Below are 14,113 nucleotides of genomic sequence, written 5' to 3'. Positions count from 1 at the left end.
ATTTTGCTAGAGGCCGTTATAAATTAAATGGAAGCATTAACCACCTTCATCGAAAACATAAAGAGCAACAAGCCTCTTGTTTTACTGATAATCATACTATCCCTAGCCTGGTATCTCGCATTTCAGACCGGCATTGATACAGCAGCCTTTATTTGGCTGAACAATGAGATTTTTAATCACTGCGCATTTGTTATTCCATTTGCAATATACCTGATTTATCGCAAAAGAGAGGATTTGGTCCTGACCAAACCGGTACCGACCTATTCTGTTTTTACGTTTCTACTACTGATTTCACTGGTATATCTTTTCGGGAAAGCGGGTGATATTAACGTATTAATGCATCTGGCAGCCTTCTCCTTTATTCCGTTTGCCATTTTTCTTTGCATAGGTCTCAGATCCGCACTTGCTATCTTCTACCCCCTTTTCTTCTTTGTTTTCGCAATCCCTGTCGGCGAACAATTAATTCCCACACTTCAGGATATTGCTGCAAAGTGGTCAGTTGTATTACTTAATTATTCTTCTGTGCCTGTTTTCAGAAACGGTCTCTACATTGACATCCCTCAAGGCAGGTTTCTTGTCGCAGAGGCCTGCTCTGGTATCAGCTTTACGATTGTGTCTGTCGTCATTGGAAGTCTGCTGGCACACCTGAATTACACCAAACTCTGGAAGAAGTCGCTGTTTATTCTTATTTCATTCTTAGTCCCTATAGCGGCAAATATCCTCAGGGTTTATGGCATTATAATTATCGCGTTCTATTCCGATATGGAGTACGCCGTCGGTGCAGATCACCTGATTTATGGCTGGTTCTTCTTCAGCATCGTCATATTTCTTCTGATACTCATGGGTGAAATCGGCCGCGAACCGGAATCTGCCTTCAAACGCCAGGCTCTAATGAAGAAAAGCCAAGGGATAGATTATTCTGCTAACTGGAATATCGAGACGTTCAAGAAGCCTGCACTATTAATAGGGTCTTTACTGGCAATTCAGGTAGCAGTAGCAAATTTCTGGATCGACGCGGAGAGAACAGAGAGCTCTTCCAGCATTCAGCTGGATTTTATCCAGGATACAAAGGTCGTTAATCCTAAATGGCATCCCGTTTTTGAAGGTGCGACGCAAACCCTGCATACCCGCCAGCCCTACCAGGATGAAAATTGCGACGTCTATCTGGCTTGGTACGGCACAGGCAGCAAAGGTGAACTGGTTTCCTACCTCAACAGAGAGTTTGACATTGAAAAGTGGAGTCTGATACATCAGGAGACCATATCCTTCGGTCCAAACTCAGTGCAGGGAACCCTGATGATGATCACTTCTCCAGAAGGAGAAAAACGCATTATTCTCAGTTGGTACCAGCTCGCTGACTTCCAGTCATCCTCTAAAACGCTCATCAAGCTCAGGCAGACTGCAGAACTTTTGTTTACAGGAAAACAGGAAGGTGCGTTTATTGCTCTTTCTGTAAAAGCTGACGATAACGAATATCAAAATAGGCAAGAGCAACTAATCTCGGCAGCCGAGAGCTTGTACCCCCGACTGACAGAGACACTTCCATTTACTCAATAAGAGAAGGATGGCCAAAAAAGATCATGAATTCACTTATGAGTAAACAGCGTTTTTTTCCTTCTGCGGTCAACTGGATCATTACCCAAATACAGCGTTATGATCCGCCGGGAAAATATTTTCTTTACCAGCATCTTAAGGGACGATACGGGCGGCATTTAATCAAGCACAGAATTGACAACCAGGACTTTTACGTTCCCTGGGATCAGTGGTGCTTCTGGTATAATCGAGGCCCGGAAAACTACTATCTGGATGAAATCGATCCTTTTCTGGAGATACTTCGTCAGGAACAGGGCTCAATCGCTTTTATCGACCTGGGAGCAGACATTGGGATTGTTTCTGCGCTTGTGGCATCCCGATGCAAGAATCTGAGTACAATCCTCGCGGTGGAGCCTAATCCAAGGTCTTATGACATTCTAGCTTTGAATGCCGCCCACCTTCCCGTAAAAGCGATGACCCAAGAAGCGGCAATATCCAATTTCACCGGCTCTGCCTACTTCCACTTCGATGAAAGCGTGGCATCCGATCACGAGGGGCATATTTCGCTCACTCAAGCACAAGAAACCTCAAACAATTATCAAACAAAGGTTACTACCTTTGATACTTTGAGCAAGGATCTTGCACTGACAAGCCACGACTGTATTGCAATAAAACTTGACGTGGAAGGCCAGGAAAAGGCCTTTTTTGAGGGGGCTTCTGAGACTATAAAAAGTGCCAGTAAGATGATTGTTTTAGTGGAGCTGCATCCCGACGTATTAAAAAGGGAAAACATGACCCCTGAAGAAATATTTGAAGCAGCGGAAAAACAAAGAAACTTTAAATGGCTTGTTCCTCTGGAAGGCAATCAGCCGGTTGACCGCAAGACTCCTTTTTACGATCAGTTTAAACATCAACAGTATGATGTCATTGGCATAACCGACTGATTGCCACCTCGAAATTAACTTCATGGAATGATAGAGAAAGACCTTTCTACCCTGGTGATATTACCCTGCTTATCCTTCACTGACACATACAAGGTTCCGTTCTGGAGGCTCACTACCCTGCTCGCAAACTTCATTTCATACACACCATCAGCGATTTGAGTAAATTTATGCTTTAAAGAGCTGCCAGGTACCACTTCTTCAATCTCAAAGTCTGCATATATCTCAAGAGATGAATGATCGACACCAGTGTAAGCATCAGACACACCAACCAATATACGTGTCAGCGGTTCAGTAGACACACCAGGCGCAGGATAGGTTACAGTCAGTGCCGGCCTTGTTTCATCAAGAAACCATCCATACCCATCTTTATCAGTGTTGCTGGCAGTATCAATCGGGCATCCAAGGTCAATCCAGCGAACAAATGCCAGCTTTTCATCTGCCGTTAAAGGGTGTCCTGGAGGCATGATGTCGCCAGTAAAATCGATGTCGGCTCCACTGGCGCCAGCACCTTCCGGTAAGGTATCAGGATCACCAGGCACTTCTTCGGTCGGAAAGTCATCATTAGTCCAGCCATCAAGACGCTCCCCAAATAATTTCCATATCAACAGACTACGTCGGCTCTGAAACAATCTGACGTATCTGCTGGCATTGGATTGCCTCCAGACCGGACGTTCATCAGTCCCTATTCTCACCACAGATGGGATTCCCCAACTAGCGTATGAATCTGAGCACAACCGTGAATAATCATTTGGCAATACTTTACCTTCAGGAATTGAGACATCCTCCAGAGCAAGCTGTGCGGGAGCTCCGTTATATCCCACCGAGTTATGACAAGAAACACATTTGTTCTGCAGAATCGGCCTGATGTCTTTGTAGAACTCAACATTTACTACAGGCTCTGGTTTTTCATAAATTCTCGGTGTGCCATCCTGTTCCTGGGTCAGCAATGGGGTTGATTTGGTTAAATCCCATACTTGATAGCTTGCTGATGCTGCTACCGTCTGCTCAAACTTCACAGGCTCTTTACTATGCGCGTGACAGCCTCCGCAGTCAGTCCGCACTTCACCAGGTCGAACCTGGTGCCAGGTTTGCGCCATATTCAGGACGCTGCCATTTTTATCAATTGTCTGAAAAGTAAATGGCGTATCTGCAGGGATCTTGGCCAGAAAGCTCGTATCCGGTTCTCCGGTTGGGTCCATAACCAATGATCCATCGAGATTGTATTTTTTCAGGGGAATTTCCCCGAGTATCCTCAACCTTTCTCCAACATGATTGAAAAAGAAAGCTGAACGTTTCCGATCAGATCCCGGCCCATAAGACTTATGGGAAAATGGCTCCATAGCAAGAATGCGTACCCCCCAGATATCATCATTTGAATATTTACCAGCATCAGCACCCTGCAATACCCAGTTCGGACTTTGATTGTTGCTTCTGGTGTTAAACGCATCCAAACCGTCAAAACTTCCTTCATTATCCTCTCCACCAGGAGAGGTTTCCCTATTATAAAAGCTTGAAGTCCCTATTAAGCCATACGCTGTCCCCTCAGGAAGCTGAGCATGCTCCTCTCCTTTATTGGGTAGCCACGCAATTGACCTCGGCTCATCAATTCCATAGATACGCTTATAGGGAACAACTGCTCTTGGCCAGGCTTCATTGTAATTAGGATCATTTTTAATCAGGACCAGTTGCTGGGAATCTATCACGGGATCCATTCTATCAATCATATAGATCCCTGAGTCTACAGCCGGATATGGCGAGGGTCTTTTTAGCGTATTGACCGGGCCGTCAGACCATACCACCAGTAAATCATTATCAGGTGCAGCAGCCGGGTGCGTGTACTTACCTTGTCCCGGTGTCGCTGCCCGATCTGAAGAAGATGCGGAAGGCGTAAGAGAATAGATACCTTTTGGTGAGAACGGTATTGTAAAGGATCTTAGATCTCCATCCACGGTTCGCGCGATTTCTGGATTTTCTTCGCTCACAGCGCTGTGGAATTTTGGCTGTCCATAACCAGCTTCTATAGGAAAGGCATAGAGTGCACCAAATCCAAAATTGTTCTTGTTGTAATAGTCTTCGACGACTATTTGCCCATCACTGGTTTCCGCTGCGAAATGGAATACCGCAGCATGTGAGAAAGCACTGACAACAGGTTCCCAATGCCGACCATCAGGATAGATGGACCATAGACCCCATAAACGTTCATCTCGTAACCCCTGAGACTCGTAACTGCTGAATATAACTCTTCCGTCTGTCAGGGAAATAGGATGCAGAGCAGACCCAAGTGTCATTGGCGCGATGGGTGTCACATTTTTACCATCCTCATCCATCACATAAAGCTGCATGGTAGGGTTGGAGTAACTTTTGGTTGGCTTAAAACCATTCCTGTTACTTGTGAAAATTATCTTATTACCCGCAATCGGCGCAGGACCAGTATTGAGAATTCCATACCCCAAGTAGTTGTATCCGCCGGTTGGATTTACTGGGTTTTTCTCATTCCAGTGTCCGCTACCCGTATTCGGCGTAAACTCCTGGTGCGTCAATCTGACAATTTCCCGAGTTTCCAGATTGATCTTATAGATATCAGACCCGCCTTCTGAAAGACCATATCGTTGTCTATTAAGTTTCTCTGAGGAGACATCGTGAAAATAACTGTAATAAACCCACTTGCCGTCTAACGATACATTGGGATCTGTAACAGCTCCGACTTCCGTATCCACCAGCACTTCTTCTGATCCATCCGGATGCAACAGAACCAGATCCGATCCCATTTCTACGCGGCCCGGTGAGGCTGCCTCCGGCCATTTAATGTGCTCGGAGTCACCATGCCTAGGCTGTCTGACGTAGACAATATCATAGTCAATAGTAGTGGCTGAGAGATCCAGGCAGTAGAACATGACTGCCAACATGAAGAATTTACGATGATGTGCCATTTTAAGACTTAACCCACGTCCGCTGTTATTGGAGTCCTCATGTTATTGCAGTACATTTATTGATCTAAACAGGCAATTTATATAGTTAAAGTAATGTTTAATTGATGAATGTGACTTTCTGTTCAGAAAGCCAGTCCATGCTTCTGCAATGTTTCAGGACCAATAACATTGGTTAATTCCAATTCGATTTTGTTTCCTCCGACTTGTCCATTGGCGCCGTCTCGTCGTTCTATTTTTTTGTTACTAATGTTGTTACGGATGACAACATTGGTTGTCTCTTCAAAGCGATACTCAATTGCGTTTGGATAAGAGTGAGCCTGGTAAATCCTGTTACCCTCAATCACTGTATTGGGGCTTTCCTCGACAATAATCGCAGCATCGGCATAGGGATCATCATTATCACTATGGTAGATGACGTTATTGCGAATAATCCCTCCCTCATTGGGTCTATTGATCAGGCCGAAACCAATGCCACGATCACTGTCAATAATGACATTCCCCTCAACAAGGGTGTCTCTGGTCCGGTTCCAGAAATGAATCGCATGTTCTGCAATATGCTTGGAAGGACTAGCGATATCTTTGAACACATTATTCCGGACGATCCAACCCTGCCCCCCGTGCACATCGATGCCACCAATGTAATACTGAGGTCCAATACCTGCCGAATATTCAAAAAGACTATTCTCTATGACGCCGAAATCGCTGGCGATTCGGGTTTTGCGGTTATAACTCACCTTAAGAAGCTGTTCGTAACTGTCCCGTAATATACAGTTACGAATACTCGGAAAGTCGGCGTCTTTTTCGCCAGCTATCTGAAGCAGATGATTCCCTGCCTGCTCCAGCGTAACTCCATCCAGTGAGAAATATTTTCCAGATACCCTGATGAGGTTTTCAACTTTCTTACTTCCGCGCATTCCATTGCCTCTCAAGATCACTTTTGTTCTATCACCACTGTACGAGGCAATAGAAATATGATCTCCGGTAATAACCAGGGTCTTTTTTATTCTATAGATTCCATCCTTAAGTAACACTGTGGTATACCCTAGGTTGTTTGCCAGGGCAATCGTGTTAATTAAGTCCTTGCTGTCCTTGACGACAATGGTGCTTTGCTCAGTTTCACCTGTGCCCGTAGAGGTAACTTCCTCCGAGGCAGCCGACACCCTCCCGGACACTATCAACAGGATCAATAGAGAGATAAGACAAAGTTTCTGAGAAAGGTGCCAGCCAATCATCGTCACATGCTATTCCATTAAACAAGATTAATAGCTACAGACATTCCGATTGCGCAAATAGCCGAATTATTGATCAGATGCTATCTGATCGAAGAGACTCCACTGAAGCTGCGAGTCCTATTTCCTCATTTTTATAACCTTCGCAGGATTGCCGCCCACAATCGCAAAATCCGGGACGTCGTTAATAACGACTGCGCCAGCACCTACAATACACTTCTTTCCAACATTCGCCATTATCAGTGCGCCGTTCCCAATCCAGCTGTCCTCACCGATTGTGACCTTGCTAAACTCCCCTCCCTGTTCACGCAAAGGAGTATCCAGATCGGAAAAGTTATGTTGCCCTTTGCCACTCATAATATGAACTCCACTTCCGAGTAGGCAATTTTCTTCGATCTGACATTTACCAATATTACATTGAGGTCCAATGTAGACCCCACGCCGAATTTCGGTATCGACTTGTGAGAACAAGGTTCCAAAGGATATCACGATGTTTTTCTCGCAATGTGACATTGCGAGCCGGTAGAAACCTAATCTTAAGTAGTTCCCGAAAATTCCCGGAAATAAGCTCATAAATTGAGAAAAACTACTGAAGAGCCTGTCCTTTGATGAAATTGTCGAAAGCAGCCAAAATAGCAGAAAGAACGGAAAAGCAAGAATTAAAAAGCAGACATGTACGGCATCTTTCATCATCTCCTTCATTCTGCCACCTCATTAGCATTAATCCTCTTTCCTGGCATCGCTTGCCCAGTTCCTGACAATAAGGTCTCAAATGGAGCCAGGATGCTTTTCCAGGAATAATGTTGATGAATGGTCTCCAATGCCTGGATCGAAATAGATTCGTGAAGAGCTTTGTCTTCTGTCAGCTGCACCAACCTTGCTAGAAAATCTCCTGAATCATTCGCCAGTAGGATATTCTTTCCGTCTTCATACCGTATCCCTTCGGCTCCCATCGGTGTTGCAACTACCGGCAAACCGCAAGCGAATGCCTGTAGTACCTTATTTTGAACCCCCCTGGCGATCCGAAACGGTGCGACAAAAATAGTGGCTTGGTCAAAGTAGGGGCGAATATCCTCAACAAATCCTGTAACAGTTACCCCTTTGTACCGCTCTAGAGCTTTCACCTTCTCTGTTGGATTCATGCCCGCGATAAAGAACCGGGCATCAGGCCATTTTTCCAATACCCGGCTCCAGGTGTTTTCAACAAACCAGACGACTGCATCAATGTTTGGAGAATAATCCATCACCCCCGTAAACAGGCATACTGGAGCCTCAGTTCTATCTTTAAACTGTGTCGGCTGGAATTCGTCAGTGTCCATCCCATTCTCAATAGCATGAACCTTATCGACGCTACCGCCAAATTTCTCAAAGAGCGCCACTTCCGCCTCAGTCACAAACAGACTAGCGTCGAAGTACTCTGCGATTTTCTTCTCATAATTCAGAATGAGATTCGCCTCTCTCTGGTATACCCACTTCATTGGAAATCCACTCTGGGCCGCATATTGCCGCCATTTATCTGAATCGAGATCCATAAAATCCATCATCAGTGTGGGTTTATTGGCCATTTTTGATATTACTTTTGAGCGAAATACATACTCAGCCACACTGGAAGCGGTACATATGACAGCATCCGGCGATTCTTCAGACAGAAAGCGGTCAATGGAAACCTGCAAATCTTTGTTGTAAAAGTTAGCAACACTCAATGCTTTTCCACTTAAAAGCCCACCAAGCAGTCGAATCGGTTTATTGCCCAGCTTAGCGCCGAACGACTTTTGACAGTGAAGTTTCTCCAATTCACGAAAGTGAGCAAGCTCAGACTCAGACTCAAATGGAGACGCAACGAATACTGTGTGGCCACGATCAGCCAGGAATCGAATCTGATTGTAGGTCCGTATCTTCTCCCCTTTGTTCGGGGGATAAGGAATACGATGAGAAATAAATAAAACTTTCACGCAGCTCTAGCTCCAACACTTCCTACAACCCGGCGCGTAGAGGTTCTGTTCCTTGCGCAGGCAAAAAATAATAAGGCGTAAAACAGCCAGTTGACTCTAGGCGAATCCAACGGATCACCAAACATCCCAAAGGCGAGATAACTCGCCACTATAGCTGTAATGGCCGTAATTAGATGACTATCTTCAGAAGGGCGAAGGTTTCGCCTGATCAAGACACCAGTCATAACAGCAAATAACACAACCCCTATACTCCCTAGCTGGTAATACAGGGACAGATAGATATTTTTAATGTGCCAGGGAAGATGTTTAAAGTCATGGTAGAAAAACCAATTGTCCATCCCCTGCTCAAAATCGCCGTTGGAAATGAGATTTCTACCATCAGCATCTGTCACTCGAATGGACTGTATCTCCAATATTGAGTCCCCCTTCCTTGGCTTAACAATAAACAGTGTCGGTAGCTGGGTAATACTTTCTCTGCCAACCTTCTTTGACTTTATTTCCAATTGATACTTCTCAAAATTTTCAGACGCCCTCACAGGGAAGTTACGCCCTGTACACTTGACATCCCATCGATCAAAAATGATCAGGTTTCTCTCGCAGAAGGTGAAACGAACTTCAAGCTTATCGTTTGCCCGAGCAACCATTTCCACTCTGTATGTCTGACCACGGCGTATACTGACACGCTGACCAACCATCTGATCCCCTTCCGGTCCGACTGCAAGTATGGCGCTTCCCTGATCATCGCTAAGCACGGAAAAGCTGCCAACCTCTCTTACCAGATCTGGATTATAGGTCAGATAATTAGCGGTAAAGCTCCCAAGACCGTTTCCAATTAAATGATCCGATAAACGCCACTCAGAGGAGGCAATGACGTTTGACCAGTGCTTCAAACGAGTCTGCCAATCGTTTTCCACTGTCTCCATTCGACTTTGAATTCTGCTTCCACCCAAAGCAAGGCATAGAGCCAACGCGATCATCAACGTGAATATATTTGAATAGAGGTATAGCTTCGTATTGGTAATTTTCCGAAAGCCATATATATAGACCGCAGCGACGACAAGCCCAAGAGTGACCCCCGCCAATTTCAGGCGGTTAGCCATAGAATCATCAACCCAACGGCTATCTGAAAGTGAGTCAAAATTGATAACGGCCGCAAGGCAGGCAATGACAGCCAGTGCAGGCCAGAAAAAACCGTTGAGTCGCTCTCGGTACATTGCCAGGACCAACCCTCCAAACAGCAAGAGTGCGGCGGCAATTAATACGTAAAATCCGGACACCGAATATGCAACCCATGTGCATATGGCAAACGCTCCCAGAAGTACCAGCTCAATAAGTGACATATGCGCCAGTCGCCCCTGGTTTTCTCTGCGACTCTTATACAAGCTGAGCACGATAAAAACTGCCACCGAAATTGCTGCACTGGCATAGGTCGCTCTGGTAAAGCCCATGACCACGCAATAAAACACCATTCCCAAGCAAACAATGGATGCCAATCGCGCCTTTTGAGAACGAAACACCATCACGCCAAGCATATTCAGTGGAATGAGCAACAGGAACCATCCATCAAGACTCTCCCCTCCTGTATGCATGTCCGCCAACAGACCGGTCACCCGATATGTGGTAGACAGGTTGAGTAAGGAGTTCCCTATTTTGTAGAGGTCAGTCGTAGTTGCCATCACTCCCAGGGAACCACGTTCCCACAATACAATGACAAATATCGCGACACTGGCTAACCAGGCCCCGGCTACCAGGGCTTTCAGGGTTCGCTGGCGATTATGATTCAGCTCTTCGCGAGTAAACAATGCGAGGACGAACGCCAGAACGATCCCTTTTGCAACCTGATAAAAATAGGCCGGCGAATAATAAGGGTTACCCAGAGAAGGCTCGAGAAGCTCAGAAAATGGAACCTGTGTTATTGGTACAAGTGCAAGCGCAAGAAAAGCCAGTATTGTCCATCCGGGAAATGCTGGTACCCATTTTCTTATTAGTCCCATATGCAAGCCGACACCTCCAACCACCACCAGAAATGCCAGATCCAATTCGTTAAAGATAAACCTCCCTGTTTCGGGGGCCAGATTAACGACCAGACAAAAAAACGGAAGCAGGATCATCCACAGTGTCGGAAAGACAGTCAGTAGAACAGTAAAGATTGTGAGGCTGGCAAGGGTAGCCAACAGGTTAAATGGTAAATAGAGCCCAAATAGGTAAGCCGAGATTATTGCCACGACAGCAATCACGGTAGTAGCAATCTGTGACACGAGGATATTGGTAGATTTCATTTTTGTGATAACTGCAACAAAACCAGATAGTTGCCTTGAAGCCAGACAGACGGGCAGAAGCTTTGACAATCTCCGCTCTGACGGCTCCCAGATCCATTGAAGTGATGGCGTAAATCATACCGGCTCATCCCTTATCAAGCATCACCTGAAGCCAAAAAACCTGAAAAATCTTTGATTTTCCAACAGGAATTCAGATTCTTAATTATGAGCCCACTACCTGACAATAATGTAAATAGTCCAAAATCATTATTTCGTAAAACTTTTATCGCTCCTTCTTCGTCCCTGTAACTGCCCTTGCCTCCCTCTGATTAAATCGCCCCAAGAGAAATCACAGAATTTTCCTCTTTTTGAACTTATCAGAATCCCTGAATTGCATTAGTATGCAGTCTGAAATTTAAGTCCCGATCAGGTAGCCCTGGAAGAAAAGTCTTCCAAAAGGAAAATGCATAAAGGCAGTTAATGAAGCTCGGCATCGTTATACCACTCAAGGCAAAGTCTATATCCCGCAATTGGCAGATAACTTGTCAGGCTCTGCACAGAACCATTCAATCAATCATCCAACAATCCGTTGATAATTACGATGTTGTGATCGTAGGACATGACTGTCCGGACTTTTTAAAAGATCACACGATCCCCAGAATCAAATTTATTTCCGTCTCCACCCCGGTTCCAGACAGATCCGCTCCCGGATTTACTCATCAGGACCTGATTCTTGATAAGAACATCAAAATTGTTACCGGCATTGCCGCACTTAAAAGCGGAAACATCGATTTTTGGTACCAACTTGATTCAGATGACCTTCTACATCGGGATTTCGTCAAGACGATAGGCACGCTAGATGGTTATGCAGGCGCGATTATCGATGGAGGATACATCGTCTATGACTCTTGTAACCGTGCTATCGAAACAAAATCGATGTCCCAGTATTGCGGATCGACCTCTATCCTGGCTGATCGCTATTTGACAGTGCCGATCAATATTACCAAAGAAACAATTGGCCAGATTCCCTGGGCCAGATATCCTCATATGGCAATGCAACGTTTTTTCAAGGAGGAAATTAAAGAACCCTATCTTCAGGTCAACGACAACATGATTAGTTACATGCTTGCCAGTGGCGACAATATCAGCGATCGCTGGAGAGATAGCCCGATCAAAGCCCTCAAAGCTTATCTCAAGCCATATATCAAGGGACGTAGGTTAAATAATTCCCTTCGAGAACAGTTCGGAATGGTGTAGCCCAAGTTTCTATTGAGCAGCCAAAAGTTTGAAGTATCAACTTCCAACAAGGTAGCGACTATAGCCTCCAAGTATCTTTTTTATCACGAGTATAAGGAAAACGCACAGCAGGAGTGTAGCCACCGAAACCAAACCATAAGCAAGGATATTACCTCCATAGAGCCCCCCGTTTAATTGACTCACAGCAATCTTCCCACTGGTGAGAATATAGGAGTGGATAAAGAACACCCCAAAGCTAGTGTCGGCAACAATACTGATAAAGTCTGACTGCAGCCTTTCACCCAAGCGGATAAACACCCCAAGAAAAAACAGAGAAAGCGCAATTTTCTGCAGATAGCTTACGTATGTCATAGTCCCCTTCATAAGGTAAAACTCAGCAATCCCCAATATCAGTGCCAACAATCCAAGGCCCAACATTATATTGGACTGACTAAGCTTCGGGTTGATGTTCTTCTTATAGTGGCTGCAGTACATCCCTAACAGATAAGCTGAAAAAAAGTGAACAAAGCTCATCAAAGGCAGCCCTCTGTTGATAAAACAGGAGATCAACAAAAATACCGGTAGTAGATAATAAATTCGCTCCTGACGATCCAGTCTGACCAGCAGGGGGGCGACCAGATAAAAAATCGCAATCATCGGCACAAACCATAAAGGAGCCAGATGTTTACCCGTAGCATAGAAGTAAAATATCTGCAGCCAAGCCGGATTGTCATAAAATCCAGTCCATACGCTATCCCGCTGTATAACGGTAACAAACACGGCAATCGCCGGAATTGAAATAAAGAAGTAGGGCAATATGACGTTCTTGAATTTGTTCGTCATATATTTGCGAGTCTGATATTTTGCCGACAAATGCTGAAATAAATAGCCAGCAATAAAAACAAAAAGGGTGCTCCCATTGCTGACCCCGATTCTCAAGGCCCTTTCGAGACTACTTCCCTCCGCCCACACAAATGCATCTATAGCATGCCCGGCGACAATAAAAAAAATAGCCAGAGCTCTGAAAGAGTGTATATATCCTAAGAACACGTCTTCACCCACCGAAAGTCTATACTTCCCCGGTCACCTTGAACAAAATATATACTACGAAGACGCTGCTGAGTATCCTGAATCCTGACTAAAATGTAAAAAGCTCTTAAATATTGCCTTGTCTCACAAAATAGATGCTCCGCACTCCCCCTACTCCTTATGGCCTTGATCAGGTAGATGAAAACAACAATAATCAACAAATGCAGACAACTTGGTGATCGACTTAAAGCACCCTCGTTATCGGCAAGGCTTCCTCCACATCATCAGCACAGACTAAGATTAAACGTTGCCTTTGTGGACCAGTATGAGAATTGACTATCAATCTGTCTCCAAGCCCAAGTCTTATGCTTTTGATTTTTGTGTCATAGGGGGCGGTGTTGCTGGAATTATTGTAGCCAGGGAGCTGGTCAAGAAGTTTCCTGGGAACAGTGTCGGTTTGATTGAAAGCGGCGATATGACACTGGACAATCTCCACAATCGAGCGCTTAAAGACGTTTCTTTTTCAGATCTCTCCATCAAACGAAATTCCCGGGAGTTTGCCCTTGGCGGCGCTACGAATACCTGGGGCGGCTTATGCACCCATTTTGAAGACTTTGAAATTCAGGGAAGAAACTATCTTGAAGCCCACGACTGGCCAGTCTCTTATGAAGCATTAAATAAGTATTACCAATATGCATCTCAGAACTATGACGTGGCCTAATAGAACAGACCAACCCAGTTAAGGATAATACCCCTAACTGGAGATGAAGAAATTGACCACACGAAAGAAGTACTCAAAAGAATTTAAATTGGATGCCATCAGCCTGGTTCTGGATCAAGGCTACAGTCAAACCGATGCTGCTCGAAGCCTTGGGATTACCCCCAATATGCTGGGCCGCTGGATAAGGGAACATCGCAGAGATGACGGCCAGGCTTTTCGAGGCAATGGGAAGCTAACTCCCGAGCAGGAGGAGATCAGAAGGCTCAAGGCCCAGGTGAAAC

General features: G+C 45.1%; 11 protein-coding genes. 5 read left to right on the top strand and 6 right to left on the bottom strand.

Annotated features, from left to right (window positions below; translation table 11 throughout):
- The first annotated feature begins 27 nt into the window (after positions 1-27).
- Together xrtA and F566_RS0116605 are read left to right on the top strand one after the other, a co-directional pair.
- Positions 28-1,557 carry an exosortase A gene (gene xrtA, locus F566_RS33180; RefSeq protein ID WP_020408142.1) on the top strand — a complete coding sequence of 510 codons (1,530 nt, stop codon included), beginning with the start codon at positions 28-30 and terminating at the stop codon, positions 1,555-1,557.
- A gap of 35 nt (positions 1,558-1,592) precedes the next feature.
- On the top strand, positions 1,593-2,477 hold the full coding sequence (locus F566_RS0116605; RefSeq protein WP_020408141.1) for an FkbM family methyltransferase: 885 nt from the start codon (positions 1,593-1,595) through the stop codon (positions 2,475-2,477).
- Between the two features lie 20 nt (positions 2,478-2,497).
- On the opposite strand, the gene F566_RS0116600 is transcribed toward F566_RS0116605, so the two are convergent.
- From F566_RS0116600 to F566_RS0116580, 5 genes are all read right to left on the bottom strand, one after another.
- A complete protein-coding gene (locus F566_RS0116600; RefSeq protein WP_020408140.1) occupies positions 2,498-5,407 on the bottom strand; it encodes an HzsA-related protein in 2,910 nt (969 codons plus the stop codon).
- Between the two features lie 122 nt (positions 5,408-5,529).
- Positions 5,530-6,639, bottom strand: a complete 1,110-nt coding sequence (locus F566_RS0116595) for a right-handed parallel beta-helix repeat-containing protein (protein WP_020408139.1) — start codon at positions 6,637-6,639, stop codon at positions 5,530-5,532.
- A 117-nt stretch (positions 6,640-6,756) separates the two neighbouring features.
- The gene (locus tag F566_RS0116590; protein WP_020408138.1) at positions 6,757-7,338 is read right to left on the bottom strand and encodes an acyltransferase; all 582 of its coding nucleotides are present in this window, start codon (positions 7,336-7,338) and stop codon (positions 6,757-6,759) included.
- Complete coding sequence (locus F566_RS0116585; protein WP_020408137.1) at positions 7,335-8,588, bottom strand: TIGR03087 family PEP-CTERM/XrtA system glycosyltransferase; 1,254 nt, start codon at positions 8,586-8,588, stop codon at positions 7,335-7,337. Before F566_RS0116585 ends, F566_RS0116590 begins: the two co-directional genes overlap by 4 nt.
- Positions 8,585-10,867, bottom strand: coding sequence for a hypothetical protein (locus tag F566_RS0116580; protein WP_026180064.1), 2,283 nt, complete (start codon positions 10,865-10,867; stop codon positions 8,585-8,587). Before F566_RS0116580 ends, F566_RS0116585 begins: the two co-directional genes overlap by 4 nt.
- Before the next feature lie 459 nt (positions 10,868-11,326).
- Between F566_RS0116580 and F566_RS0116575 the strand changes: the two genes are divergently transcribed.
- Entirely contained in the window at positions 11,327-12,103 is a 777-nt protein-coding gene (locus F566_RS0116575; protein ID WP_020408134.1) for a glycosyltransferase family A protein, read from the top strand.
- A gap of 36 nt (positions 12,104-12,139) precedes the next feature.
- Here the strand turns inward: F566_RS0116575 and F566_RS0116570 are convergent, their stop codons facing one another.
- Positions 12,140-13,132, bottom strand: a complete 993-nt coding sequence (locus tag F566_RS0116570; RefSeq protein WP_157496832.1) for an acyltransferase family protein — start codon at positions 13,130-13,132, stop codon at positions 12,140-12,142.
- Positions 13,133-13,436: 304 nt separating this feature from the next.
- Here F566_RS0116570 and F566_RS0116565 point away from each other — a divergent pair, with 304 nt between their 5' ends.
- Positions 13,437-13,832 carry a lycopene cyclase family protein gene (locus tag F566_RS0116565; protein WP_020408132.1) on the top strand — a complete coding sequence of 132 codons (396 nt, stop codon included), beginning with the start codon at positions 13,437-13,439 and terminating at the stop codon, positions 13,830-13,832.
- A 52-nt stretch (positions 13,833-13,884) separates the two neighbouring features.
- On the top strand, positions 13,885-14,113 hold a 229-nt coding region (locus F566_RS0116560), incomplete at its 3' end, for a transposase (RefSeq protein WP_026180062.1).

This window comes from Hahella ganghwensis DSM 17046 (genome assembly GCF_000376785.1).
In the GTDB taxonomy this organism is placed as follows: Bacteria; Pseudomonadota; Gammaproteobacteria; order Pseudomonadales; family Oleiphilaceae; genus Hahella; species Hahella ganghwensis.
This window is presented reverse-complemented; position numbering and strand designations above follow the sequence as displayed.